Annotated in this window: 13 protein-coding genes; 8 read left to right on the forward strand and 5 right to left on the reverse strand. The window is 42.7% G+C overall.

Annotation, left to right across the window (positions count from 1 at the left end; translation table 11 throughout):
• Positions 1 to 7: 7 nt before the first annotated feature.
• The 3 genes from tagH to B1K52_RS08420 all read right to left on the reverse strand — a co-directional run bounded on the left by tagH (position 8) and on the right by B1K52_RS08420 (position 3,089).
• Positions 8 to 790: a teichoic acids export ABC transporter ATP-binding subunit TagH gene (tagH, locus tag B1K52_RS08410; RefSeq protein ID WP_077307222.1), complete on the reverse strand. Its 783-nt coding sequence runs from the start codon at positions 788 to 790 to the stop codon at positions 8 to 10.
• Between the two features lie 15 nt (positions 791 to 805).
• Positions 806 to 1,639, reverse strand: a complete 834-nt coding sequence (locus B1K52_RS08415) for an ABC transporter permease (RefSeq protein ID WP_077307224.1) — start codon at positions 1,637 to 1,639, stop codon at positions 806 to 808.
• A 157-nt stretch (positions 1,640 to 1,796) separates the two neighbouring features.
• Positions 1,797 to 3,089: an LCP family protein gene (locus B1K52_RS08420; RefSeq protein ID WP_077307226.1), complete on the reverse strand. Its 1,293-nt coding sequence runs from the start codon at positions 3,087 to 3,089 to the stop codon at positions 1,797 to 1,799.
• Between the two features lie 247 nt (positions 3,090 to 3,336).
• Between B1K52_RS08420 and B1K52_RS08425 the strand changes: the two genes are divergently transcribed.
• From B1K52_RS08425 to B1K52_RS08440, 4 genes are all read left to right on the forward strand, one after another.
• Entirely contained in the window at positions 3,337 to 3,564 is a 228-nt protein-coding gene (locus B1K52_RS08425) for a DUF1659 domain-containing protein (RefSeq protein WP_077307228.1), read from the forward strand.
• Between the two features lie 27 nt (positions 3,565 to 3,591).
• Positions 3,592 to 3,801 (forward strand): DUF2922 domain-containing protein, encoded by a 210-nt coding sequence (locus B1K52_RS08430; RefSeq protein WP_077307230.1) that lies wholly within the window; start codon positions 3,592 to 3,594, stop codon positions 3,799 to 3,801.
• A 62-nt stretch (positions 3,802 to 3,863) separates the two neighbouring features.
• On the forward strand, positions 3,864 to 3,998 hold the full coding sequence (locus B1K52_RS08435; RefSeq protein ID WP_077307232.1) for a YvrJ family protein: 135 nt from the start codon (positions 3,864 to 3,866) through the stop codon (positions 3,996 to 3,998).
• A gap of 214 nt (positions 3,999 to 4,212) precedes the next feature.
• Positions 4,213 to 4,902 carry an O-antigen ligase family protein gene (locus B1K52_RS08440; RefSeq protein ID WP_077307234.1) on the forward strand — a complete coding sequence of 230 codons (690 nt, stop codon included), beginning with the start codon at positions 4,213 to 4,215 and terminating at the stop codon, positions 4,900 to 4,902.
• Between the two features lie 93 nt (positions 4,903 to 4,995).
• On the opposite strand, the gene B1K52_RS08445 is transcribed toward B1K52_RS08440, so the two are convergent.
• Together B1K52_RS08445 and B1K52_RS08450 are read right to left on the reverse strand one after the other, a co-directional pair.
• Positions 4,996 to 8,001, reverse strand: a complete 3,006-nt coding sequence (locus B1K52_RS08445) for a sensor histidine kinase (protein WP_179106505.1) — start codon at positions 7,999 to 8,001, stop codon at positions 4,996 to 4,998.
• A gap of 20 nt (positions 8,002 to 8,021) precedes the next feature.
• Positions 8,022 to 9,137 carry a response regulator gene (locus B1K52_RS08450; protein WP_077307238.1) on the reverse strand — a complete coding sequence of 372 codons (1,116 nt, stop codon included), beginning with the start codon at positions 9,135 to 9,137 and terminating at the stop codon, positions 8,022 to 8,024.
• A 227-nt stretch (positions 9,138 to 9,364) separates the two neighbouring features.
• Here B1K52_RS08450 and B1K52_RS08455 point away from each other — a divergent pair, with 227 nt between their 5' ends.
• From B1K52_RS08455 to B1K52_RS08475, 4 genes are all read left to right on the forward strand, one after another.
• Positions 9,365 to 20,752, forward strand: coding sequence for a SpaA isopeptide-forming pilin-related protein (locus B1K52_RS08455; RefSeq protein ID WP_077307240.1), 11,388 nt, complete (start codon positions 9,365 to 9,367; stop codon positions 20,750 to 20,752).
• Between the two features lies 1 nt (position 20,753).
• On the forward strand, positions 20,754 to 21,344 hold the full coding sequence (locus B1K52_RS08460; protein WP_077307242.1) for a class D sortase: 591 nt from the start codon (positions 20,754 to 20,756) through the stop codon (positions 21,342 to 21,344).
• 433 nt (positions 21,345 to 21,777) lie between these two features.
• The gene (locus B1K52_RS08470; RefSeq protein ID WP_077307246.1) at positions 21,778 to 23,883 is read left to right on the forward strand and encodes a choice-of-anchor I family protein; all 2,106 of its coding nucleotides are present in this window, start codon (positions 21,778 to 21,780) and stop codon (positions 23,881 to 23,883) included.
• Positions 23,884 to 23,991: 108 nt separating this feature from the next.
• Positions 23,992 to 24,918 carry an AEC family transporter gene (locus B1K52_RS08475; protein WP_077307248.1) on the forward strand — a complete coding sequence of 309 codons (927 nt, stop codon included), beginning with the start codon at positions 23,992 to 23,994 and terminating at the stop codon, positions 24,916 to 24,918.
• Positions 24,919 to 24,992 lie beyond the last annotated feature (74 nt).

Here is a 24,992-nt window from a genome sequence, read left to right on the forward strand (position 1 = left end):
TCCTGCCTTATTTGCTTTCTAAGACGCTTTGTCGATATGCGTCTTTTTCTGCTTTTGTTTTCTTCTTGTAATCATTCAAGAAGGCTTCGTATTTAGGAATTACTTCCTCAATTGTACCGTATTCACGTACGCGTCCAAACTCGAGCCAAAGTATCTTATCGCAGAATTGTTTCATCTGGCCGATAGAGTGACTTACAAAAATCATTGTCTTACCTCTATCTTTGAATTCCTGCATCTTAGCCAAGCTCTTTTCAGCAAAAGCTTTATCTCCTACAGAGAGAGCTTCGTCAATAATTAGTATTTCCGGATCTATATTGACCGAAATTGAAAAACCGAGACGAGACTTCATCCCACTGGAGTAATTTTTAACAGGCTGGTCGATAAATTTCTCGAGCTCTGCAAATTCGATTATTTCCGGTTCTAATTTGCGTATTTCTTTTTGATTTAAACCGAGCATCAGGCATTTTAATTCAATGTTCTGCCTACCGGTCAAATCGCCCTTTAATCCAGCTGCTACAGCAATTAAAGCTGCTTCACCGTTCAGTGTAACAGTTCCAGTTGTTTCTGGAACAATGCCTGAAATGATATTGGATAAGGTAGACTTACCAGAACCATTTATTCCGATAAACCCTACTACATCTCCTTTTTCAGCTGTAAAGTTAACATTGCGCAGTGCATAGAAATCTTCACCATAACTTTTAGGCAAGATAATATCCTTAATGCGGTCTGAACTCTTGCTATATAATTTATACTTTTTGCTCACGTTCTCCACAATAATTGATTTTTCCATAATAAACCCTTTCGTTTAAAGAAAGTCTATAAAGTGTCTTCTGAATCTGACATGTAATATTGAACCTATTGTAAACAGGATGATCGTTACTACCCAGAAATAGATGGAGTATTGCCAGGAGTTGATCAAATACCAACCATGCTGTCCAAGCAAACCTGCTCGGTAGCCTTCCACTAAGTAATAAAGCGGATTTAGCTTCATTAATGTATCCAGAAAACCGGGAAGATTTTGGGATGTCCACAATATTGGTGTTAAATATAATACCATACGTAGTACTGCTTGTAACAATAACTGTATATCACGTATTAGTGTAGTCAAAGTCGTCATTAGTAAAGCAAATGCATACGTAAATGCAAATGCCGCGAATACAAAATAAGGTAACTGGAGGATATAGATGCTAAGTGTATAACCAGTTATTTGCGCGATAATCAGTGCTATCACGATTAAAATTATATGCGGATAGAACTTAGAAAAAATCGTGATATTAGGGATGACGCTCATTGGGAAGTTCATTTTAGACAACAAGCGCAGCCTTGTATAGATTGATTTGGCCCCCTGGGTAGCAGCAGGTTGGAAGAACATCCAAAGAATGAGCCCGGTGATTAACCACGGTAAGAATTGAATGGGTTCTCCGCCTGATGGGTTATCTATTACTTTCTTGTCGCCTCCGTTGATTAGGTAGCCGAACACGAGCCAGTAAATTGCAATCTGAATGAGAGGGCTCAAGATCTCCCAAGCCAAACCAAGATAGTTAGCACTATTGTTATTCCTTAATTCATAAAGTGAAATGCGTCGAATGAGATTAAAATGCTTGAATTGTTCTTTTAGAACAGTAAATGCTGATTTCATAAAAGCGTCCTTCCTGCTAGGATGTTCTTTTTGTTCAGACCTCTTAAATTATACTAGCAACAATGCTAGAAAACAATTTTATTTTACATTGCCTTTACATTTGAAAGCAATGGACAAAAGGAACTGCCACCCGAAATGAGGTGGCAGTTTTATTAGTTTATGGGGTTGTCGTGCTTCCTGACGTGCCATATGTTTGACTCGTGTCGTCATATGAACTGGAAGAGCCGCTAGTACCGGTATCGTAGCTGGATGTACCAGCAGAACCGTTGCTCCCAGTAGAGTCGGTAGTACCTGTACTGTCATAAGCTGAGTCAGTTTCAGTGCTGCTTTCCGTGTATCCTGCAGACCCAGTGTTTCCAGTAGAATCAGTAGTACCAGTGCTGCCTGTCTCACCAGTCGGCCCCGTACTGTCATAAACACCGCTACTGCCAGTTTCGACGCTATCAGTGTCTACTTCCAATGATAAACCAAGGTGCTCACGCAGCTCTTTCTGTGTATCAGCTAGGGATGCCGGATCGACTTGGTAATACCAAATACCATCGGACAGCTTGCCGCCGGTACCGTCAAGATTCAGCGTATTAATTGTCAATTTGTTGCTTGTACCATACGATACAAAGCTCTTAATTTGATCAAATGTCAGGCTCGTAGTTAGGTTGTCCCCAACGTCTTGAATTAAATCATCATATTTAAAGATAGAACTTGCAGAAGAGGCTTTGCTGATCATTGCTTTAATGATCTCCTGCTGACGTTTCCCGCGTTCGATATCATTATCGTAGTGGCGGGTGCGTGCAAGTGCCAGTGCTTCTTCTCCATTGAGTTCTTGTAAGCCTTCCTCTAAGTGGATGGCATCTTTCTGGTCTTTTGAGTTTTGTTCGTACAGTTCATAAGGTACTTCTACTTCAATTCCGCCAAGCGTATCAATGATGTCCATAAAGGCGTTGAAGTTGATTTCCGCGTAATAATCGACCGGAACATTAAGGAAGTTTTCAACTGTTTCAACGCTGGCTTGTGCGCCGCCGTAAGCATGTGCATGCGTGATTTTCGTCTTTCTGTCCACTTCTGGGACGTACACGTACGAGTCACGCGGAATGCTTAACAAGTCCACACTATGCTCATCTTTATTGAAAGTAGCCAGAATCATGGCGTCCGAACGGGAATTTGATTGATCTCTTGTATCGCTATCGTCTACTCCCATAAATAAAATCGAAACATTGTCTTCAACGGGGTCGACTGCTGCTTCGCGTAACTCGGATTTTTCCCGAGCATCTGCGACATGTGATTTTTCAATGGCGTTGGCAGCAGAAGTGTACAAGTGCGCCGCATAGGCTGCACCGCCAGCTCCCAGAATTAAAATCGGGAGGAGTATGAGCATTAGAATTCGCTTTTTTTTGAGTTTCTTCTTTACTTTTCGCCTAGGAGGCTGAGATTGATAGGGTGACCTTCTTGACATAATTAAGCTCCTTTATGTGAATGTATCTGTATATTTATTCGTTGTCTGTTATTAGAAAATGGTGCCTAAAGTCATATACGCTACCCCTTATTGTACTATGAAAGCCGATCGACGTAAAATTACTATTAGATTACAAGCAGAGCCTGCTCCTGTACGGGGTCTGCAGTGATTTCAGTCATTTTTCTAAACTTTTTCCACACTTTTTTATCGGGAGCACCGATTATAGGGGTGAAAGGAGGCGAGAGACATGGCAGTTACATCATCCCATATCAAAACGCGACTCAGCATCGTGCTAAACGATGGAGTAGATGCGGAAACAGGCAAAGACAAATACAAAACGAAATCATTTAACAACGTACGTCTGGATGCAACACCGGAAGAGCTGTACGCATTCACTAGTGCATTAGTGCCACTTCAACAGCGTGAATTGTATACAGTAGAGAAAAACGATCAATCCACTTTGCGTAACACATAATTCGACAAATGAAGGAGGCAGGAAAATATGAAGAAACTAGACTTGCAATTTTTGAATGAAACTGGCAAAACGGTAACGATTAGTTTAGAGCAGCCGGTAGAACCTGCTGATGAAGCACTTATTAATGAGGCAATGGATACCATTATAGCTCAAAATGTCATCGCCTCAAGCGGCGGGGAATTGGTCTCAAAAAAAAGCGCCCGCATCGTTGATCGCACTGTCCAGGAGATATTCTGATACCAAGGGGTGCAGCTTTCGAAGCTGCACCCCTTTTCCAATAAGGAGAGGAGGCGGTTCTGATGGAACCATGGCTTGCAATCATAAAAGAATTTGGGTTTCCGGCGGCAGTCACCTTTTACCTGATGCACCGGATCGAAAACAAATTAAACACACTGATTGCTTCCATTCACAGTTTGCCGGAGAAATTGAAATGAAGGTGCCTTTGGGCATCTTTTTTTCTTGTCTTGGTTTTTAAGGTTTACACTTTTAACTTTTATAGAAACACTTATTTTGAATAATATCAAAAACAATTCAAATAAATAATGCTTTTTTCCTAGTAATTTGGTATTATATCAGTTGGTTAGTTAGGGGATTTATTCCAAGTTAACTAATACATTCAAAAAAAGAAACGAGAGGAAGAATCATATCGTGATTGCTGTAGGAGCATTATTTATGATTGTCGGTTTTATTTCACTTTTATTGTTTATTGTTTTGGGAATCATTTCTATTTTTAAGAAGAATGGAAAAGGAAAATTACATCTTGGAATCACTGGCGGCGCATTTGCTCTACTAATAATAGGTATTATTATTGTTGGAGTTTCCTCTCCGTCGGTTGAAAATGCGAATGCTAGCACAGAAGAATCTTCTGATGATCAAGCAGAGAAAACTCCTGAAGAATCGAAAGCAGAAGAGGAGAAGGCAGCTAAGGAAGAAGCAGAAGCAAAAGCGCAAGCTGAAAAAGAAGCCAAAGAAGCTGAAGAAGCGAAAGCTAAAGCAGAACAAGAAGCTAAAGAAAAGAAAGAAAACGCGCAACCAATAGAATATGCACAACTGGAAAAGAATCCTGACAGATACACAGGAGAATATGTTAAGTACCAGGGGCAAGTTGTCCAAATTCAAGAAGGAGACAACATTACGAATATCCGTTTGGCAGTTACGCAAGATTCTTATGGATACAATTCAGATGATATCGTGTACGTAGAGTATGAAGGGTACACCGACTTTGTTGACGAGGATATCGTAACTGTTTATGGTGAAGTGTATGGTAGCTACAGCTATACGTCCCAAGCGGGCTGGGAAATTACATTGCCAGCTGTTATAGCGGATACGGTTGAATGATATTATGTAATCGATTAAGGCAGATGAAATCTACAAATTGTAGATTTCATCTGCCTTTTTAGTGGTTAGGTTATCTGGCAAAAGCACTAAGATTTATTGATTGTTGTCTTCTTCGTTTCTTTCAGTTAACGGAAGGCGAATTTGAATCGTGGTGCCTGCACCTTCCTCACTGCATACAAGTAATCCGGAACCATTAATTTTTTGCAGGCGTGTATGTGTATTAAGCAAGCCAATACTATCTTTCTGTTCACTGGATACAGATAAATTCTGCAGTTTAGCAACAGGTATGCCAATGCCGTCGTCTTTAATGAAAATAACTGCTGTTGACTCCTCTTTAAGAATCTCAATAAAAATGGTGCCGCCGTCCTCTTTTGATTGCAGTCCATGAAGTACGGCATTTTCCACTAATGGCTGAAGGGTGAGTGGAGGAATGCGGAATTGCACATGCCGATCGATATGCCACTTCACTTGAAGGCGTCTGCCAAACCGTTCTTGCTGGATGTACAGATAGGAGCGGACCAAATCCAGTTCTTCTTCAATCGGAATACAGCTGGATATATTCTTTCCATTAAAGCTGGACTGCAAATAATTGCCGAATTCCTGAAGCAACCGCATCATGCGATCTGTATCAATTGTGCTTAATGACGCGATTGTATTTAACGTATTAAATAGGAAGTGTGGATGAATCTGGGCTTGCAGCCACGCCGCTTCCATGCGCAAGCGTTCCTCTATCGATTCTTTGAGTTCTAGCATGGAGTTGACTCGAGTTTTCAGTTCTACAATGTCGATTGGTTTCATGACATATTCATTAGCGCCTGCCCGAAAACCTGCATACACATCCGTAACTTGAGAACGGGCTGTAAGTAGTAAAATAGGTAATTCGCTCAGGCTGTATGTTTGTCGGACTATTTCTGTTAATTGGAAACCAGATATTTTCGGCATCATCACATCAATGATGAGCAGGTCATACCTTTCTTTTGTTAAGCACTTTAGGAATGCAGTGGCTGTGGAAACCGTATGGATGTGGTATCCATTTGATTCAAATGTTTGTTTCAAAACCATCAAGTTAACCGCATCATCATCTATTGCTAAAATGCGACGGTCAGAAGTCGTTGCTAGATCTGGTTCTATTTTTTCTGCAACAGCAGAGGCAACTTCTGTATAGGTTGCTGTCTTGGGGGGAGAGCTGACTTGCTGATCAGCAGCTAATGGCAAGGATAATGTAAAGGCAGAACCTTTAGCTAACTCGGAATCGACAGTTAACGTTCCGCCATGCATTTCCGCCAGCTGTTTACTAATACCGAGACCAAGGCCGATGCCTTCACTCTCAGAAATTGTATTATCTCCCTTTTCATAAGGAAGAAAAATCCGTGCTTGCGTATGCTCATCTATCCCAATCCCCGTATCAATCACTTTTACATAAAGTTGTGTCTCATCCGCTGAGACAACCAAGTGAATGCTGCCTTCATGTGTGAATTTCAAGGCATTGTGGAGCATATTGGTCACAATTTGTGTAACGCGGTGTTCGTCAGCATACACACAAGGAAGTGAATCTGGCATGTCTACATGAATGTCCACGTGTTTTTCCTCAGCCATGAAACGAAGCATGTCTACAGTTCCAATAAGAAGAGGCTCGATTTGCATAGCTGCAGGCTCCAGTCGCAGTCGATTTTGCTTCATCTGGGTCACATCAATTAGATCATTCAGAAGATAAGACATCTTCCGGCTAATCGTTTGAATCAGCTGCAGCTTATATTTGCTTTGATTGTTCAGCTTACTTTCCTGTTCAATTACACTTTGAGCCATGTTCATCATCCCATGAAGTGGTGTATGCAACTCATGTGACGTGTTAGCCAGGAACTGGTCTTTCCGCTTTTGTTCCAATTCCAGTTGTTCAATATACCGTTCGTTTTCTGTTTCTGTCTGAAAAAAACGGATGAACCAAAAGCTGCAGAAACAAACGAAGGCGACGGTAATATCGAATGGATAAAAGCCGCTTTTAATTGCTGCTTGCAACGCTTTATCAATGAAGGGAAGATTTCCGATCAAAACAGTCCAAGCAACATGTGAGACAGCTGCCGCTCCGGCTAGAAACAGCGGCAGTGCTCTCTCCCCAGTAGTAATAACGGTCCGGAATAGGATCCAGCATACGATGGAGAAAGCAATCATTAAAGAAATGCCGATACCAAGCACGTAACGCACAAAATCAATTGGCGCTAAAAGGAGATAGATTAGGTAAGCGGCAAACAACAAAGAAAGAAAGCGAAATGGCCACTTGTTTGCCGCGTTCGTGAACGTGACTACGGCAAATAGCAAAAAGAAGAAGCTCAACCCAACATAACTAAAATAGACGATTCGCACGTGCCAGTCGTAAGACAGATTAATTACATACCCTAAGGCATTGTAATCCGAAGTAACAACAGCTATGCTGGTCAGCAGGACAGCGATAGAGAAATAGAACGTGCCTATTTTCTTTGGCCTCATCACATAAAGGACAAAGGCATAAACAGCATGGATAAACAGAATAGCTCCAACAAAAAATTGAACGCCTGCGGCTAAAAACGTTTCTTGTTGGATTTGCTTGCTGGAGCCAAATTTTGTCTCAATCATTGCTTTCGCATGGTCATTTCCATGAAATGCATGGAACCGCACATGCAGCCGTATATATCCGTCCTTATCTGTTTTTAAATTAGTTATAGCAATAGGTGTTCCTGGGCCTTGATGGAAATCGGGTGTTCGGTAGACGAGCTTGTCATTAGCAAACACGGTAACATCTGCATAGAGCGCACGCAAAGAGAGCGCGTATTGCGCTGTACTGTCTCCTGTATGTATGTCTAATTCATAAGCGCCGATTGCATCGGCTTCCATGTATGCTGGCAGCTGGGCAGATGTGCCGGAATCTGCAGCATCTGTCATCTTCCAATCGCCACTCAATTCAATCGAATGACTGCTGGAGAAATCAATTTCTTGTGCATCCAATTGTCCGTCGGCTGCCGTCGGCTGTATAGCCGGTGTCTGAAAGTGATACCAGACGAATCTGCCCAAAGTCAGCAGTATGGCAAATGCTAAAATAAGGAGCAGCTTTGTTCTACCTCTCATCATGTTCCTCCTGTACGCTTCTACATATGCTGCAATCTCCATGACTCATACCATTCTGTTACTTCTGAATCGGGATTGACGCCGTATTCTTCCGCCAGCATAATTTCTAAACGTTCATATTGATTCACTACTTCACCAGACTCCCCTAATGCATCACAAAGATGCAAAATACGGTGATAACTATGTGTAATATACGGGAATTTTGCTTGCATAGTGAAGTATAGAGAGAGCGCCTCTTCCATCATCTGCAGTTCTTCAAGACATTTTCCTACCTGAGCAGCGGTCTTATACCAAAGCTCCTGCACATATCTTTGTTTCGTCTCCGCCCATCCATAGCCTTCTGTAGCAAAATAATCTCCGTTGTATTGTCGCAGAAGTGCTTGATAGCTAGGCAATGTATCTTGCTGTAATGGCAGCAATTGATGTAATTGCTTCTGCCATTCTTCCACGTCAATCTTGGTATCTCCTACATGAAGTTGGTAGCACTGATCCTTACTGCTTAATGATATAGAAGGCAGTGAAGCGGCTAATGTTTTCCGGATAACATAGATGGTGGAATACAGCTGTGTAGTTGATTTGGCTAGTTCCGTCTCTCCCCAAAATTCTTCGATAAGAACATCCTTACGCACAGGCTTTCCTGCATGATGAAGCAAATAACAGAACACTTCTTTTGCCTTCGACGTCCGCCATTGGACAGGTATCGATACGTTATTCTGAATGAACTGTAAAGTAGGCATGCACATAATTTGAATAGGTGCCTTTGATGCACTTTCGGTAATTTCATCCTGTTGCAGACGTTGAATTGTCTTGATCAATCTATCTCTTTGTATCGGTTTCATAATATAATCCAGCGCATTTACCTCAAACGCTTGGACTGCGTATTCATGAAACCCCGTTACAAAGACAATCGGGAGATCCGGTTTCACTTCTTGTATCGTTGATGCCAGCTCAACACCATTGACCGCACCAATCTTTATATCTAAAAAAAGCAGCTCTGGCTGCTGTTCTATAATTTTTTCCGTTAGTCCCCGCGCAGAGTCATAAGCTCCCACGATTATAAAGTCCCCAATGCTATGTAACTGTGATTCTAAAAATTGCAGTGCCAGCGGCTCATCATCAACTAACATAACTTTCATAATCAAGCCTCCCGCATGTAGTTTTCCTATCTGTATTATAACAATTTTTACAATATGTACGTCCTAATTTTGGAAGATTTTTTGCCATTCGACAATCTTTGCAGGTCTATTTCCGTGCATTTCTGGATAAAATGTACAGTTTTTTGTTCAGAAAGCTTTGCTAATGTGAGGAAAGCTTTGGAGTTCAGTATTTCAAAGACTAGAAAAGCGCAAAGGAGAAAGATGCAGTGAAGAGAAAAATTCCTGTAATGATGCTGATTATGATTCTGCTTATGCAAACGGTGTTATCCGGTTCGCTCGGGACAGCACAGGTTTTTGCAGAAGGAACAGATGCAGAGCCATTTCAAGCAGAAATCGAGTTGACTGACCAAGAAGATAATCCAATCAGTCAAGAACACCGTGCAGAAAGAGACGCGAAACTGAAACTGAAAGTGAATTGGAACAAAACCCAGCACACATCAGATGAAGATACATACCAGATCATACTGCCAGAACAGTTGGATTTTGAGGCAGTAGAATCTGCCGTTCTAGTAAATGAAGAGAATAAAGAGGTAGGAAAGTATAGCCTAAAAGATGGCTTTTTATCTTTCCAATTTACGAACGAAGAGCAAGAACCTGCTAAAGGGACGATAGAAGTTCCATTTAGCAGCAATCAAGCGGTACAAGAAAGCAAAGAAGAACAAGTGGAACTAACTTTCGCTGTCGGAAGCAACGTGCAGCTTGTGCCGTTCTATTTAACGGTACCAGCTGAGACAGAGCAAACGCCAGCGGAACCAGCAGCAGACGAAGAACAAACAGAAGAAGCACCTGCAGACGATGCATCGGCAGAAAAGCCTGCTGAACAAGAGCAAGCAAGTGAAGAGAAAGCACCAGACGAACCGATAGATGGAGAGCTTGCAGCAGAGGATAAAGCAGCTGAAGAGCAGCCAGCTGACCAAGAACAGGAAGTAAAAGATCCTGCAAAAGACAAAGCAGGAGAAGAGAAAACTGACGAGATAACGGAAGCAGAAAAGGAAGATACAGAAGAAAAGAAAACAGAAGAGGAAGCAGCACCAGAAGTAGCAGAACGCCAAACTGGTGAAATCGAAGAAAACATCATCACAAGTATTGTTATGAAAGACGAAAAAGGGGATATCATTGATGCCGATGAAAACCCTGAGAACCAGCCAACATTAGGAGAAGCAGTCACGATTGATATGGAGTGGGCATTGCAAAATGGGCATCCGTATGGGGAAGGATCTACCTTTACCTTCAACCTGCCGGATTATTTCAAGCTTTACAATGATGTGAAAGGTGAGCTTGCATTTGGCAATGATAGTGTCGGATCTTACGTCATGAAAATGGATGGCACGGTCGTGATGACGTTCAATGACAACATCAGCAAGCTGTCCAACGTAAAAGGGACATTGCATTTGTGGACAGAATTCAAGGAAGAGATTGTGGGAAGTGTTGAGCAGGAAATTGTTTTCACCATTAAAGAAGAAGCGATAGACATTATTCCGATAAGATTCACACCAAAAACAGAAATTGCAATCGATAAAGCCGGCAAAACCGACCGTGGCTATAATGCTAAAGAAATTACATGGACGGTAGATTTCAACAAAAAGCTGGCGACGATTGAAGATGCTGTGCTGCATGATCCGCTTCAAGAAAACCTGCAGCTGCAGCCGGGTTCCATTAACGTATATAAACTCGATGTTCAGTTGGATGGAACGGTCAAGCAAGGAGAACTTGTGGATCCTTCTAATTACCAGGTGCAGGAAGAACCGTTTAGCATTAGTTTTGGCCAGCTGAAGGATGCGTATCGGGTTGAGTTTACAACAGATATTACTGACGCTGACGGCAGAAATTATTCAAACACTGCTACATTAACGGGTTCTAATCTTGAGAAGGACTTATCTGCTAAAGCCTCTGTTAATGTAAGGCGTGGAGAACCGTTGAAGAAGACCAACGCTCATTATGATGAGAAAAAGCAAATCATCACTTGGGAAATAGAATACAACTATAATGAAAAAGCAATTAAGCAGCAGGATGCAGTACTAACAGATTTGTTTGATGACAGTCATGTGCTGCTTGACAATATTATTGTGGAAAGAATTACGATTGGAGAGAACGGAGAAGAAGTATCAGCAGCAGAAGTTAAGAACTATCATATAGACGAATTGACAGCCAAAGATGGAAAACGCGGCTTCCAGTTGCAATTTGATGAGAACATTCAAAATGCCTATAAAATCACATATCAAACAAAAGCAGAAGGACGCGTATTAGAGGATGGCCGAATTAATAATACGGTGACAACTGGAGAGTATGAGAAGGGTGCTGGCGGAGATATCAAACAGCAAGTGCTTTCCAAGTTCAGTTCTAATGTCAATTACCAAAAGAAAACGAGCGATTGGACCATTGACTTCAATAAAGATTCCCATGAAATGAAGAATGTCGTTATTACGGATACGTACCCAAATAAGGGTCTTACGATGAAAGAGGATACATTCAAGATTATTAATATCGATGGCAATAAAGAGGTATCCAGAGACGAGTATGAACTAACCGTTACACCAGACGGATTTACAGTAGAATTCAAAAATCAAATCAACACACCGCATAAAATTACGTATTCTACTGATTTTAATTATGACAGCTTAACGGAACATAAAGTATTTAAAAACAATGTACAGCTGGACTGGACGGATGAATGGGAGAAAGAGCAAACCAAAGAAGCTTCAGCAGAGTTCTATCCAGATGAATATACAAAGAACAACGGTTTTAAGAATGGTTCCTATAATGCTGTAACGAAAGAAATTACTTGGAACGTCGGAGTTAACTATGATCTAAAAGATTTGAAGAATATCACGGTAACTGACTATATCCAAGGTCAGCAACAGTTAGTAGAAGATTCAATTAAGGTATATGACACACAGCTTATGGGTTGGTGGAATGGTGTAAATAAAGGTGAGCTTTTAGCAGAAGGAAAAGACTATACAGTTGAAAAGGTAACCAATGCTAAAGGTGAACCAGGCTTTAAAGTGAAAATATTGAAAGATAACAGCAAGCCTTACTGGATTGAATACAAAACCAGCCTTGCTGGAGAATTGATTGTCAATCGATACAATAATACCGCAACGCTGGATAGTGATGATCTGGAATCTATTAATCTAGATGCGCATGTATCTGTCAACAATGGAGGCAGCTATAACGTAAAGAATGGATCTCAAAATGGGAATGCAATTAATTGGAGAATCGATATTAATAAAGGGCAATCCCATGTTACGGAAGCTAAGGTGACGGATGAACTAAGAGCGGATCAAATCCTTTTAGAAGATAGCTTCAAGCTTTACGCAACAAATGTTGATGGAAGAGGCAATCTTTCAAAAGGGGAAGAAGTTCCAAAGGGTGACTACAAGCTAGATATCCAGACAGCTGATGATGGAAGCCAAACGTTCGTACTATCTTTCTTGGAAGATATCGATCGTGCTTACATCTTGGAGTATCAATCCTATATCAATGCAGCCAATGGGCAGGAGGTTAGCAATAAAGCAGTATTCTCAGGAAAGAATATTACGACAGAAACTGTAGAATCAAGTAAAACAATCATTGTTAAACGAAGCGGGGGCAGTGGTTCTGGATCCGGCGAATACGGCAGTTTGGAAGTTTCCAAAGTGGATGCAGCTACAGGTGATCCGCTAGCGGGTGCAACCTTCACGTTGTACGATAGCGCAGGTGAGATTGCTATCCGCAGTGTGACTACAGGCGAAGATGGGAAAGCCGTTTTCAAAAACCTTCTATACGATAACTATCTGTTAAAAGAAGTTAAAGCGCCAGAAGGTTATGTAGTAGGTATCCAGGATACGAAGAAAGTAACGGTAGAAGGCGAATCAAAAGTTACGATTGAAAATAAAGAAATTACGCGATATGCACAAATAACGAAAAAAGATGCAGAAACAGGCAAACCTATCGCAGGTGCTGTATTTGAACTTCAGCAGCAAATCGATGGAGAATGGAAACAAAGCCAAAAAGATCTAACAACAAATGAAGATGGGATTATTTCTGTCAAAGATTTGGATGCTGGTAACTACCGCTGGGTCGAAACAGAGGCACCAGAATTGTACGAATTGAATGCAGATCCTGTGTATTTCAATATCCAGGACAATCAAACGTGGGTGACTGAAGTTACCAAGGATAACGCAATTAAAAGAGGTAGTGTAAAACTGCAAAAGATGGACCAAGCGGGCGATCCGCTGCAAGGTGCTGTTTTCGCAGTAAAAGATGCTGATGGAAATCCAGTAAGAGAAGGCATCACAAGCGACGAGAATGGTTTGGTAGAAGTGAAAGACCTTCGTCCAGGCACCTATACAATCGTCGAAACAAAAGCACCAGAATTTTACCAGCTAGATCAAACAGAGCATAAGTTTACAATTGATCCAAATAAGGAAGCGCAAGTCGATTTAGGTACCATTGAAAATAAATTAATAACGGGCAGCATTAAACTAACCAAAGTGGATGCTGATCAGAAAGAGAGCCTACTGGAAGGCGCAGTCTTTGAACTGCGAACAGCAGACGGAGAGACACTACGAGAAGGCCTGACAACCAATGCTGCAGGTGTATTGCTAGTTGACCAGCTAGCACCGGGCAACTACCAACTCGTTGAAACAGCGGCACCAAACGGTTACCAAGTAGATGCTGCACCAATACAGTTTACGATTGAAAAAAGCAATGAAGAAAAAATTCAAGTAGAACGTGAAATCAGCAATAAGCTAACACCAGGAGAAGTAATCCTGACAAAAGTCGATGACAAGGACGGCACAGTCTTGGCTGAAGCAGAATTTGCGCTTTATCATGAGAATGGTGACCTAGTTAAAGAAGGTCTTAAAACAGATGCAGACGGCAAACTGACTGTTGCTGATTTGCATCCAGGTAAGTATTATTTCCAAGAAACAAAAGCACCAGCAAATTATGAGCTGAATGAAGAAAAACTTCCATTCACGATCGAACGCGGACAACTCGCTGCTGAAGAAGTAACAGCAACGAACACATTGACGCCAGGAGCAGTGTCGTTGGTTAAGACGGACGAAAATGATGACAGCGTGAAGCTGGCTGGAGCAGAGTTTAAGCTGCTGGATGCGAAAGGTGACGTAGTAAAAGAGAAACTGATTACAAATGAAGCAGGGCAAATTGTAGTGGAAGATTTGGCACCAGGAACGTATACCTTCGTAGAAACAAAAGCATCTGAACATTATCAGCTTGACGACACGCCAATAGAAGTAACAGTGGAAAAAGGACAGAAGGCAGCAGCTGTCGTGACAGCGACAAATGTGCTCATCCCAGGAAGTGTTGTTTTAGAGAAAGTGGACAGCGCTGATCACAACATCAAACTGGAAGGAGCAGTCTTCCAGCTTGTAAACAGCAAAGGCGATGTTATCGAGAAAGAATTGAAAACTGGCAATGACGGACGCATTGTAGTAGAAAATCTGAAGCCAGGCAACTATCAATTTATTGAAGTAACAGCTCCAAAAGATTACGAATTAGACAAAGAACCAATTAACTTTACGGTAGACAAGAGTCAGAAAGAAGCACTTGTCATCCAGCAGACAAACACGTTAACGCCAGGTTCAGCGGAACTGAAGAAAGTGAACAAACACAATTCAGAAGAAGCTTTAGCGGGTGCAGTGTACGTGCTGAAGGATGCAGCAGGCACTATCGTAAGAGACAATCTGATTACAGATGAAGATGGCAAAATAGCTGTAAAAGATTTGGCACCAGGTACGTATCAATTTGAAGAAGTAAAAGCGCCAAAACACTTTGTTTTGGATAGCACACCAATTACAGTCGAAGTGGCGCGCAGTCAAGAAAAGACAGTTGCTGTAACAGCGACGAATGAGTTAAAACGAGGCGCAGCAGAAATTAAGAAGGTTGGAGAAGATGATACAGCAAAAGGCTTGGAAGGAGCAGAATACGAGCTTCGTACAACTGACGGGGTAACCGTTGAGTCTGGCAAGACAGATGAAACAGGAACACTTCGTTTTAATAATCTGCTTCCAGGTGAGTATGTGATCGTGGAAACGAAAGCACCTTTTGGCTATGACGTGGATAGCACACCGATTCCAGTTACAGTAGAACGCAGCCAAAAAGAAACAGTAACAAAACAGCAAGTCGACAAACTCTCAACAGGATCTATTGTATTGAAGAAAGTCGACAGTGAAGAAAACACAATTGGCTTAACAGGAGCAGAATTTACGCTGCAAGATGACAACGAAAAAGTTCTTCAAACCGGTCTAACAACAAACGAAGCTGGTGAACTGGCGATCACACACTTGAAGCCGGGCGATTATCAGTTAGTGGAAACAAAAGCACCAGCAGATTATGTGCTGAATGACACACCAATCATCTTTACAATTGAGAAAGGACAGCAAGTGATTTCGACAGTGGAAGTGGAAAATACACTTACACCAGGTGCTGTATCCTTGATTAAAGTAGATAAAGACAATGAAGGTGTGCCGCTTCAAGGAGCGGAATACAAATTAGTCGATGCAGCAGGTACAACGATACAAGAAAAGCTGGTTACCGATTTGGATGGCCGCATTATCGTTTCGAACCTGGCACCAGGAAAGTATCAATTTATCGAAACAAAAGCACCAGAAAACTATGTGCTAGATGAAACACCAATTGACGTGGAAGTAACGCGCAGTCAAGAGGAAGCAGCTATTGTGCGTGCCGAGAATGAGCTGATTCCGGGAAGCGTCGCCTTAGAGAAGAAAGACAGTGTGGATGAATCCATCACACTAGCAGGCGCTGCATTCAAACTTGTAGACAGCAAAGGTAATACGATTGAAGAAAAACTATCAACAGACGAGAACGGCAGAATTGTTGTAGAAGATTTGAAACCAGGTGCTTATCAGTTTATTGAAACAAAAGCACCCGCGGATTATGCGCTCAACGAAAAGCCAATCGACTTTGAAATTAGCAAGAATCAGCAAGAGAAACTTGTTGTGTCTGCAGCAAACAAACTAATTCCAGGCAGTGTGGAATTAACGAAAATCAATACACACGATCGTGCAGAGAAACTGGCAGGAGCTGTTTTCGAACTGCAAGATCAAGATGGCAAGGTAATGCAAGCAGACTTGAAGACAGACGAATCAGGCAGCATGACCGTCGATAATTTGGCACCAGGAAACTACCAATTTGTTGAGACCGCAGCACCGACAGACTTTGTAACAGATCAAACACCAATCCGTTTTGTAATTGAAAGAAGTCAGCAGGAAAAAGTGACACTTACAGCGGAAAATGATCTGAAAAAAGGATCGTTGGAAATTGTGAAGCTCGACAGCGTCGATGAGAAGCTAGGTCTGGAAGGAGCTTCATTCGACCTACTGACAGCTGAAGGAGATAAGGTTGCGTCTGGTACAACAGATAAAGAAGGAAAGCTTGTTTTCAAAGATCTCGTTCCAGGCAGCTATTTCATTAAAGAAACGAAAGCTCCATTTGGATACGATCTAGATCCGGCAGCTAAACCGGTAACAATTGAGCGCAGCCAGCAAGAAACAGCAGTCGTCCAGCTTCAAAACGAACTCTCCACGGGAGCAGTTCAGCTGAAGAAAGTCGACAGCGCAGATAACAATATAATGCTTTCCAATGCAGTGTTCCGTTTACAGGACAGCAACGGTGACACATTGCAGGAAGGGTTAACAACGAACGGTGATGGTTTACTGACAATTACCGATTTGAAACCAGGTAACTACCAGTTGATTGAAACAAGCGCACCAGAGAATTATGTGCTGGATAACACACCAATTGCTATCACGATTGAAAAAGGACAGCAAACAGCCCTTCCTGTCACTGCAGAAAATACACTGCAGCCAGGTATCGTATCACTAATTAAGGTAGACAAAGACAATCCAGAAACTCATCTGGAGAACGCACAATTTAAATTGTTAGATGAAAAAGGAAACACAGTAAAAGAGCAGCTGCACACAGATGGAGAAGGGCGTATTATCGTGGAAGATTTAGCGCCAGGTTCCTACACATTTGTGGAAACAAAAGCACCAGCAGGGTATGAGTTGGATGACACAGCTATCAGCGTCACGGTAGAAAAAGGTCAAAAAGAAGCAGCAGTTGTGACGGCTGTCAATGAACTAACAACAGGAAGTGTCGCGCTTGAGAAAATCGATGCAGACAACAATGAAGTGAAGTTGGAAGGCGCGGTCTTCAAACTTGTGAACGCAGAAGGTGACGCAGTAAAAGAACAGCTCGTTACTGATGAGAACGGGCAAATCACAGTGGAAGATCTAAAGCCGGGTAACTATCAGTTTATCGAAACAAAAGCACCAGCAGGTTACGACTTGGATGCATCACCAATCAACGTAACAGTTGATAAAGGGCAGCAAGAAACAGCAGTTGTTACAGCAGAGAACCTACTAACACCAGGAAGCGTTAAGCTTGAAAAAGTCGATGCCGACAACAACACAGAGAAATTAGCTGGCGCAGTCTTCCAACTAGTGAACGATAAAGGTGACGCAGTAAAAGAACAGCTCGTCACTGATGAGAACGGTGAAATCACAGTTGAAGGTTTGAAGCCAGGAAACTACCAGTTTATCGAAACAAAAGCACCGGCAGGTTACGATTTAGATGAAACACCAATTAATGTAACAGTTGCGAAAGGCCAGCAAGAAACGGCAATTGTTACAGCAGAGAACCAACTAACACCAGGGAGCGTCGCACTTGAGAAAGTCGATGCAGATGACAACACAGTAAAATTAGCTGGCGCAGTCTTTAAACTTGTGAACGATAAAGGTGACGCAGTAAAAGAAAAGCTCGTTACTGATAAGAACGGACAGATCACAGTTGATGGATTGAAGCCAGGAAACTACCAATTTATCGAAACAAAAGCACCAGCAGGTTATGACTTAGATGAAACACCGATTAACGTAACCGTTGCGAAGGGTCAGCAGGAAACAGCGGTTGTGACAGCAAAGAACAAACTCACACCAGGAACAGCTGTGTTAGAGAAAGTCGATGCAGATGATGCTTCTATTCTTTTGGAAGGTGCAGTGTTCAAACTGGTCAATGAAAAAGGTGACATGGTTAGAGAAAACCTTACAACGGACGAAACAGGCCGCGTTACGGTTGATGACTTGAAGCCAGGAAACTATCAATTCATTGAAACAAAAGCACCAGCAGGCTATCAGCTTAATGAGGCACCAATTGATGTGACTGTGGAGAAAAACCAGCAAGAAGCCGCTGTAGTGACAGCTGTAAATGAACTAACACCAGGTGCGGTCATCCTTGAAAAAGTTGATGCAGCGAACAATAAGGTAACGCTGGAAGGCGCGGTATTTAAACTGGTAGATAGTAAAGGCAATACAATACACGAAAATCTTGTGACAGAAGCAAATGGTCGTATTATTGTCGAAGATCTGAAGCCTGGAAACTATCAGTTTATCGAAACAAAAGCACCAGCCGGTTATGATTTGAATGAAACGCCAATCGACGTAACCGTTGAAAAAGCCCAGAAGGAAGCAGCTGTTGTGACAGCAGGAAACGAATTAACTACTGGAACAGCAGTGCTGGAAAAAGTGGACGCAGACAATGACGCGATTAAATTGGCAGGCGCTGTGTTCAAACTAGTAAATGAGCAAGGCGATACAGTAAAAGAAAAAATCACTACAGAAGCGAATGGCCGCATTACAGTTGAGGGATTGAAACCAGGAAACTATCAGTTCGTCGAGACAAAAGCACCAACAGGTTACAACCTGAATGAAACACCAATCGACGTAACAATCGAAAAAGGCCAGCAAGCAGCAGCTGTCGTTACAGCTGTAAATGAGCTAACACCAGGCAGTATTGTATTGGAAAAAGTGGATACAGATGATGCTTCTATTGTCTTGGCAGGCGCAGCATTCAAGCTGGTAGACAGCAAAGGTAATGCAGTAAAAGAAGAGCTTGTGACCGATGCGAATGGTCGGATTACAGTCAAAGACTTGAAGCCAGGCAGTTATCAATTCATCGAAACGAAAGCACCGGCTGGCTACGAGTTGAATGACACGCCAATCGACGTAACGGTAGAAAAAGACCAGCAAGAAGCAGCAGTCGTAACTGCTGTAAATGAATTGACTCCAGGAAGTGTCGTACTTGAAAAAGTAGATGCAGAGGATCGTTCTATTCTTTTAGAAGGTGCAGCTTTCAAACTGGTTAATGCACAAGGTGACACAGTAAAAGAAGCACTCACGACCGATAGAAATGGACGTATAACTGTCGATGGATTGAAACCAGGAACGTACCAGTTTATCGAGACGAAAGCACCAGTGGGTTATGAGCTGAATGCGGCCCCAATCCAGGTAACGGTGGAAAAAGGCCAGCAAGAAACAGCTGTTGTTACAGCAGAAAATGAACTAACTCGTGGCAGCATTGTCTTGACTAAAGCAGATGCAGATAATAGCAGTCTTCTATTGGAAGGTGCGGTCTTCAAGCTAGTGAATGACCAAGGCGACACGGTAAAAGAAGAGCTTGTGACAAACGACGCTGGTCAGATTCTCATCGATGACCTGAAACCAGGAACGTACCAGCTTATCGAAACAAAAGCACCAGCAGGTTACAATTTGGATGCAACACCAATTAACGTAACCGTAGAGAAAGGTCAGCAGGATGCTGTTGCTGTAACAGCCGTAAACGAATTAACCCGAGGAAGTATCGTCTTGGAGAAAGCAGATGCAGCGGATAGCAGCAACTTGTTGGAAGGTGCGGAATTTAACTTGGTAGATACAGCTGGGAATATAGTGAAAGAAGAGCTTGTGACAGATGCAAACGGCCAGATAATAGTGGAAGATTTGAAACCAGGAACGTATCAGTTCATCGAAACAAAAGCACCAACAGGATATGAGTTGGATAGCACGCCAATTGACGTAACAGTGGAAAAAGGGCAAACAGAACCTGTTGTGGTAACAGCAGTGAATGAACAAACACCAGGAACCGTCATGTTGGAAAAAGTAGACGCAGAAGTTAACACCAAGCACTTAGAAGGTGCAGTGTTCAGCTTGTTTGATGAAAAAGGTAACGCTGTAAAAGAAGACCTTGTTACAGACAAAGAAGGTCGGATTACAGTGGAAGGATTGCAGCCAGGCGATTATCAGTTCGTTGAAACGAAAGCGCCAGCTGGCTATCAGCTGGATAACACGCCGATTGTGTTCACAATCGAAATAGCACAGCAAACGCCAGTTATCGTCACAGCAGTAAACACGATAGAGCCGACTCCAGAGAAACCGGAAGAACCAACAGAACAGCCAGAACAGCCAGAACAGCCAACAGATGGTGAAACACCGTCAGAACCAGAAAAACCAACAAATGGTGAAACACCAACAGAACCAGAAACACCTACTAATACTGGTACAGTAACAGAGAATCCAAAGTCAGGATCGTCTGTAACACCTGCTGCAGCTATAACACCGAGCAATGGAACAAATGCTCGACCGGCAGCGACTAACCAGCAAGGATTGCCTGCTAGCTTGCCGCAAACTGGAGAACAGCTGCTTTCCATGCTTTGGATGGCTGGTATCCTTTCTGTCGGCATAGGCGGAACATTCATTTGGAATGCTTTCCGTACGCAGACAGCCAGAAAGAGGAAGTAAGATGAAAAAAGGAAAACTGATCACAGGAATTGTCTTTCTGCTGATTGGAGTGGCACTCGTTGCCACTCCCCTCACTATGGAAAAGATGCATGCCAAAGAAGTGACGGAATTGGAGAAAGCTTTTGCAAGTATCGAGGCCGGTGATGCTCCGCAAGCAGAGGGAGAGTCTAGTAAGAAATGGTCACAAGAAGAACTAAAAGAAACAATGAAGCTAGAAATTCCTTCTATTGATTTGGAGCAATATGTGCTCAATGAAACAACAGAAGACAATTTAGCTGTCGCCTTAACACAAATCAAAACAGACCAAGACCCTGCAAAGGATAATTTCACCATCGCCGGTCATAGAGGATACCGCGACGGTCGATTTTTCCGGCAGCTTCCTGAAGTGAAGCCAGGAGCAGAAATTAAACTGCAGGATAAAGATGCAACTTATGTTTACGAGGTGGCCAGCGTAGAAATCGTCAACCCAGAAGCAGTCGACATTCTGAATAATAAAGATAAACCAGAGATTACGTTAGTTACTTGTACACTATCTGGCCAGCAGCGGGTAGCAGTAACAGGGAAACTAACCGAGGTTGTCCAAAACAGCTAAATCCGGAATGTTCTTATGCTGAATAAAATCCTAAACAATCGCGCTGATTCGAAGCTTCATATGGCGAAGAAAGGACGAACCAATGATTTACAAGGAAGGCGACTTTTTTGTTGGTTTATGGAATGCATTCTTCGTTAGCATTTTGGTATATGCAGGAGTACTGTTTATGTATTGGACAGTGTTTCTGCACTAAAAAAAGGTGCTGGCCTTATTTGCACCAACCAAAAGCAGTTCCTTCCGCTTTTCCTTCAGTGGGATGGGGAAATGAGCGGACAGAGTGCGAGATTAACAGAAATAGTGACAAGGGATGCCATTAACCGGCATCTCTTTTTGCTTTCTCTGCGACATTACAAGAAATTTAGACAAAGTTAACAGTAACTTCACGGCAGTCCGCTATGATGACTTCTATACATAGTTCATAAAGGTGGCGTTAATGAAAATGAACAAGTGGAAGAAAATCACAGCCATGTCGCTGGCGGCAGTGACTTTGGCTATACCGGCTGTTGGGCATGCAGCAGATGATTTGAAAGTTTACAGCCAAGATCCAGGACAAGCACTTCAAATCGAACAAATCGGACGTTATACGAGTGGTGCAGCAGTAGGTGAAGGTGGTACAGAGATTGTAGCGTATGATGCAAACACAAAACGTGCTTTTTCTGTTAATGGTGCTGCTGAATCATTGGACATTCTTGATTTGAATGGATTAAAGGATGGAAAGACAGAGATACCGCTACTAAAGCGTGTATCATTGGAATCCTTTAACGTCAGTGCCTCGGATGTCACGAGCGTAGCGATTCATCCTGATGGCAGCTACATCGCAGTCGCGGTGCCGAGTCAAGTGAAAACCGACCCGGGACATGTGGTGCTGCTTGATACAGACGGGAACACATTGGCAAGTGTAGAAGTAGGTGCTTTACCCGATATGGTAACCTTTACGCCGGATGGGTCTAAGCTACTCGTTGCCAATGAAGGAGAACCTTCCAGTGACTACACGGTAAATCCAGAAGGCTCTGTCAGTATTATCAATGTTGCAAGTGGCACGGATAATTTGTCAGCCGAAACAGCAGCATTTACCGATGAGATCGTGGATTCTACTGTACGAAAAGTAAATCCAGATCCGGAAAATTCCTCTTATGCAGAGAACTTGGAGCCAGAATACATTACGGTTGATAAAGACAATCGTTTTGCATATGTAGCGATTCAGGAAAGCAATGCGATTGCCAAGCTGGATCTGCAGACAAACAGTTTTACGACGGTAAAAAGCTTAGGGTATAAAGACTTCTCTCAAGAGGGGGTAGAACTTGATCCATCGAATAAAGATGATGGAATTGCAATTGGCAATTGGCCGGTACTGAGCATGTACATGCCGGATGGAATGACAAGCTTCGCTTCTGGTGGGAAGACTTACATTCTAACTGCGAACGAAGGAGACAGCCAGGATTGGGATGGCTTCTCAGAAGAAACGCGTGCAGCTGATTTGGCAGCAGAAGATGCTTATCGTTTGAATGCAGATCTTTATCAAGGATATACGCAAGAGCAGCTGGATGAGCTTGTCCAAAACGGCTTGTTCGAAGACGAGCAGTTAGGCCGTCTAAAGACAAGCATTGTGGCTCCGAAAAATGAGGAAGGCAAATACGAAGCAGTATACGCGTACGGCGGTCGCGGGTTCTCGGTCTGGGATGCGGATTCCTTAGAGCAGGTGTACGATAGCGGTTCAGACTTTGAGAAGATCACAGCAGGAGCAATCCCACACTACTTTAATACGACAAATGATGAAGATAAGCTGGATAACCGCAGTGACGATAAAGGACCAGAGCCGGAGACCGTGATTACCGGTGACGTAGACGGCAAAAAGTATGCATTTATCGGCTTAGAGCGTACAGGTGGTATTATGGCTTATGATGTGTCAAACCCGACTAGTCCAACATTTTCTACTTATTTCACGAGCCGGAATTACCAAGGAGATGAAGCGGCAGTCGATAGCGCAAGTGGTGATGTCGCACCAGAAGGGCTGACATATATCGCAGCTGATGAAAGCCCGACAGGTCAGCCAATCCTTCTAGCAGCACATGAGGTGTCTGGTACAATTGCTGCTTATGCACTTGGCGAAGAGTCCGAAGTACAGCCGGAACCAGAAGAAGAGACAGAGCAGCCAGTAACAGAGCCGAAGGACCCTGCACAACAAGAGCCTAAACCAGAAGACAAAAAAGAGGAAGAAACAGCACAAACACCTGCACAGGCAGAGGAAGAAGAGACAGCGAACGAAGAACAACTAGCTGGAGAGACGGAACCAAAGCCAGAACAAACAAAAGAAGTAAAAACAGAGACAAACACGGAAACAACAACTGACGAAACAGAAGCGACTGAGCAAGAGACTGTGCCAACTGCCCTGGCTGCCACCGACGCAGGTGAAAAACCGAAAGGACAGCACTTGCCGAATACTAGTACAAACGTGTTCAACTGGATGCTAGCGGGAGCTGGCGTAATTGCTGCAGGTGTTATATTCTTTGTAATCAACAAGCTTCGCAAACGTGCTTAATGTAAGCAGCCGCCAATTGGTGGCTGCTTTTTTTAATAATCTTATAGAGATTTAAAAAAGGTAGCAGTATAATACAGGTGTATCCGCTTTCAAATGAGGAGGGGACTTATGGCTGTATTATCGCTTATTTTCTTGGAAGTAATTGCGCCTTTATTGCTGCTGCTTGGCGTTGGTGTCATTTTGCAGCGAAAATTTTCATTACATCTTGGGACCTTGTCCAAGCTGCTGACATATTGCTTTCTGCCGGTAAACGGTTTTATCAATATGTATCAAAGCAGTATGCCGATAGCAGTGTTTGGACAAATCATTTTATTTCTACTTATCTTTACGATGTTTTCCATCAGCTTCACAGAGATTACGAGCAGGCTGCTGAAACTGGATCGCGGAATCGCTGCTACCTATAAAAATAGCGTAGTACTGATGAACTCTGGCAACTACGGTATCCCGGTTAGTCAGCTTGTATTCCAATCGAATCCGCTCGGCGTATCTATCCAGCTCATTGTTATGGTATTTCAGAATCTGCTCACTTTTACATACGGGCTTTACAATATGGTGAGCGTCAAAAGTCAGGGCAATGCCATTTTAAAGGAACTCATTCGCCTGCCGATGATCTATGCAATTATTTTGGGTGTACTTTGTGCGACATTACATGTTGAGATTCCAAATCTTATTTGGAATCCGATTCAATCAATCGCGGATGCTTTCCTGGCGGTTGCTTTGATTACGCTTGGTGCTCAAGTTGCGCAGATTAAGCTGGAAAGGCCGCATATGGTGCTTTATTTAAGTACAGCTTCCCGTCTTCTTATCGGGCCGTCTGCCGCATTGGGAATCATTTTTCTGCTTGGACTTGATGGGACAGTCGCGCAGTCACTGTTTATCGCCAGTTCATTCCCTACTTCCCGAAATAGTTCGATTTTTGCGCTGGAGTATAATAATAATCCTGACTTAGCAGCACAGACAGTTCTCGTTACAACGATCATAAGCAGTATCACGGTAACCTTCGTTGTATACCTGGCGGGGATTTTGTTTGGGTGACAAATATTTTATTATCGACATAAAATATTCGTAAGGTAATAACTAATAGGTTTTATTAAAACACGAAATGAACA

The organism is Terribacillus halophilus (assembly GCF_900162685.1).
In the GTDB taxonomy this organism is placed as follows: domain Bacteria; phylum Bacillota; class Bacilli; order Bacillales; family Amphibacillaceae; genus Terribacillus; species Terribacillus halophilus_A.

What these genes read in the sequence shown, in the direction of transcription:
- B1K52_RS08445 (WP_179106505.1), bottom strand. Translation starts at nt 8,001, where the DNA reads ATGAGAGGTAGAACAAAGCTGCTCCTTATTTTAGCATTTGCCATACTG.
- B1K52_RS08435 (WP_077307232.1), top strand. Translation starts at nt 3,864, where the DNA reads ATGGAACCATGGCTTGCAATCATAAAAGAATTTGGGTTTCCGGCGGCA.
- B1K52_RS08460 (WP_077307242.1), top strand. Translation starts at nt 20,754, where the DNA reads ATGAAAAAAGGAAAACTGATCACAGGAATTGTCTTTCTGCTGATTGGA.
- B1K52_RS08470 (WP_077307246.1), top strand. Translation starts at nt 21,778, where the DNA reads ATGAAAATGAACAAGTGGAAGAAAATCACAGCCATGTCGCTGGCGGCA.
- B1K52_RS08415 (WP_077307224.1), bottom strand. Translation starts at nt 1,639, where the DNA reads ATGAAATCAGCATTTACTGTTCTAAAAGAACAATTCAAGCATTTTAAT.
- B1K52_RS08420 (WP_077307226.1), bottom strand. Translation starts at nt 3,089, where the DNA reads ATGTCAAGAAGGTCACCCTATCAATCTCAGCCTCCTAGGCGAAAAGTA.
- B1K52_RS08430 (WP_077307230.1), top strand. Translation starts at nt 3,592, where the DNA reads ATGAAGAAACTAGACTTGCAATTTTTGAATGAAACTGGCAAAACGGTA.
- B1K52_RS08475 (WP_077307248.1), top strand. Translation starts at nt 23,992, where the DNA reads ATGGCTGTATTATCGCTTATTTTCTTGGAAGTAATTGCGCCTTTATTG.
- tagH (WP_077307222.1), bottom strand. Translation starts at nt 790, where the DNA reads ATGGAAAAATCAATTATTGTGGAGAACGTGAGCAAAAAGTATAAATTA.
- B1K52_RS08450 (WP_077307238.1), bottom strand. Translation starts at nt 9,137, where the DNA reads ATGAAAGTTATGTTAGTTGATGATGAGCCGCTGGCACTGCAATTTTTA.
- B1K52_RS08425 (WP_077307228.1), top strand. Translation starts at nt 3,337, where the DNA reads ATGGCAGTTACATCATCCCATATCAAAACGCGACTCAGCATCGTGCTA.